4 protein-coding genes are annotated in these 2,337 nt (G+C 46.4%); all 4 read left to right on the top strand.

Annotated features, from left to right (window positions below; translation table 11 throughout):
- Positions 1 to 402: FAD-dependent oxidoreductase (locus B7Y67_RS15540; protein ID WP_293599413.1), on the top strand; the 402-nt coding region annotated here is incomplete at its 5' end.
- A 10-nt stretch (positions 403 to 412) separates the two neighbouring features.
- Positions 413 to 1,279 carry an ABC transporter ATP-binding protein gene (locus tag B7Y67_RS15535; protein WP_293599412.1) on the top strand — a complete coding sequence of 289 codons (867 nt, stop codon included), beginning with the start codon at positions 413 to 415 and terminating at the stop codon, positions 1,277 to 1,279.
- On the top strand, positions 1,276 to 2,073 hold the full coding sequence (gene mlaE / locus B7Y67_RS15530; protein ID WP_293599411.1) for a lipid asymmetry maintenance ABC transporter permease subunit MlaE: 798 nt from the start codon (positions 1,276 to 1,278) through the stop codon (positions 2,071 to 2,073). The genes B7Y67_RS15535 and mlaE overlap by 4 nt, the downstream gene beginning before the upstream one ends.
- A gap of 21 nt (positions 2,074 to 2,094) precedes the next feature.
- The coding region (locus B7Y67_RS15525) for an MlaD family protein (protein WP_293599410.1) at positions 2,095 to 2,337 on the top strand (243 nt) is incomplete at its 3' end.

The raw sequence follows: 2,337 nt of genomic DNA, 5'->3' as shown, positions 1-2,337 counted from the left end.
GGTTGTGAGCGCGATTGGTCAGTTGCGACTAAGCGCTTTGAAGGTAAAGATGGCAAATTAGAGAAACTAATTTGTGTGCGTTTGGAGTGGAAAGACGGCAAGATGACAGAAATGCCAAATTCTGAATTTGAGATTAAGGCAGATTTAGTATTTTTAGCAATGGGCTTTGTATCACCTGCAGCCCAGGTTCTCAATGCATTTGGTGTTGAAAAAGATGCGCGCGGCAATGCAAAGGCTACGGTTGATGGTCAAAATGCTTATCAAACCAATGTTCCAAAGGTCTTTGCTGCTGGCGATATGCGTCGCGGACAATCCTTGGTGGTTTGGGCGATTCGTGAAGGTCGTCAAGCTGCTCAAGCAGTAGACGAGTATTTAATGGGGTCTTCTGTTCTGCCACGATAATATCGAGGATATGAACAGTAGCCACTCCAATTCGGTGGAAGTGAAGCAAAAAACCTCTAGCGGTGGCCAAGGCGAAGTTGTAGTTCAAATTAAGAACGTCAACTTTTCCTATGCTCCTGGTGAGAGGCAAATTTTATCGGGGCTCAATATGGAGTTCCGCCGTGGCCAAGTTGTTGCGGTGATGGGTGGCTCTGGTTGTGGCAAGACCACAATTCTGAGACTGATTGGCGGTCAATTTACAGCGCAGTCTGGTCAAGTCCTTTTTGAGGGTCATGACATTGGCAAAATGAATGGCACAGAGTTAATGGCTGCCCGTCGTCGTATGGGAATGCTCTTTCAGTTTGGCGCACTTTTTACCGATCTGAGTGTTTTTGAAAACGTCGCCTTTCCTTTGCGTGAACATACCGACTTAAGCGAAGATTTATTGCGATCACTGGTACTCATGAAACTGAATGCGGTTGGCTTGCGTGGTGCACGTGATTTAATGCCTTCACAGATTTCTGGTGGCATGGCACGCCGTGTTGCTCTAGCAAGAGCGATTGCACTTGATCCACCGTTGATCATGTACGACGAGCCCTTTGCGGGCTTGGATCCAATTTCCTTGGGTATTACTGCACGCTTGATTCGAGATTTGAATCAAGCGCTGGGCGCGACCAGCCTCTTGGTGACGCATGATGTTGAAGAAACATTTGAAATTGCCGATTACGTGTATTTCATTGCAAATGGTCGCATTGGTGCAGAAGGTACACCAGAAGAATTGAGTCGTTCAAACGATCCGTTTGTACGTCAATTTCTAGATGCTTCACCGGATGGTCCTGTGCCATTTCATTACCCAGGCCAAAGCCTTGCAGAAGATTTTGGAGTGAGCCTGAAATGAGCATCCTTCATAAGGCCTTAGATATTTTCGGTGACCTCGGTTTCTTTGTTCGTCGTAACTTAACGAGTCTTGGCCTTGCTGCTCGCATGTTTGCTGCAGTGATTTGGCGTTCCGGATTTTTATTAAAAAGACCTCGCTTAGTTTCCGATCAAATTCTGTTTGTGGGTAATCACTCATTTGTGATCATTGCGGTATCTGGTTTATTCGTTGGCTTCGTCTTAGGACTGCAGGGTTATTACACTCTTAATCGATATGGCTCAGAGCAGGCTTTGGGTTTATTGGTCGCACTGTCACTTACCCGTGAATTGGGTCCCGTGATTACAGCCTTGTTATTTGCCGGCCGTGCTGGCACATCTCTCACTGCAGAGATTGGCTTGATGAAAGCCGGCGAACAGCTCAGCGCAATGGAAATGATGGCAGTAGATCCATTAAGTCGTGTGATTGCTCCGCGTTTATGGGCTGGCATTATTGCAATGCCGATTTTGGCAACGATCTTTACGGCTGTTGGTGTGATGGGCGGCTACTTTGTTGGGGTGCCATTGATTGGTGTGGACTCTGGTGCCTTCTGGTCTCAGATGCAGGGTGGAGTAGATCTCTTCTCTGATATTGGTAATGGCCTGATTAAGAGTCTGGTGTTTGGTGTAGCAGTGACTTTTATTGCTCTGTATCAGGGTTACGAGGCAAAACCAACGCCTGAGGGCGTATCGCAAGCTACCACGAGAACGGTGGTGATTTCTTCTTTATCGGTTTTAGCATTGGACTTCCTGCTAACTGCAATGATGTTCTCGAATTAGAAAGAATAAACTGGGACTCTTATGAGACAAAGTGCAATTGATATTTGGGTTGGAATCTTTGTGGCCATTGGCTTGCTGGCTGCTTTGTTTCTTGCATTAAAGGTCGGCAATATGAACGCCGTTTCTTTTGCGCCTACTTATAAAATCTCTGCTCGATTTGACAATATTGGTGGACTCAAGCCACGTGCGCCAGTAAAAAGCGCTGGTGTAGTTGTTGGCCGTATTGCCAACATCTCTTTTGATGACAAGACCTATCAAGCAACC

This window comes from Polynucleobacter sp. 35-46-11 (genome assembly GCF_002281105.1).
Note: the sequence above shows the minus strand (reverse complement) of the source record. Positions and strands in the feature narration are given on the sequence as shown.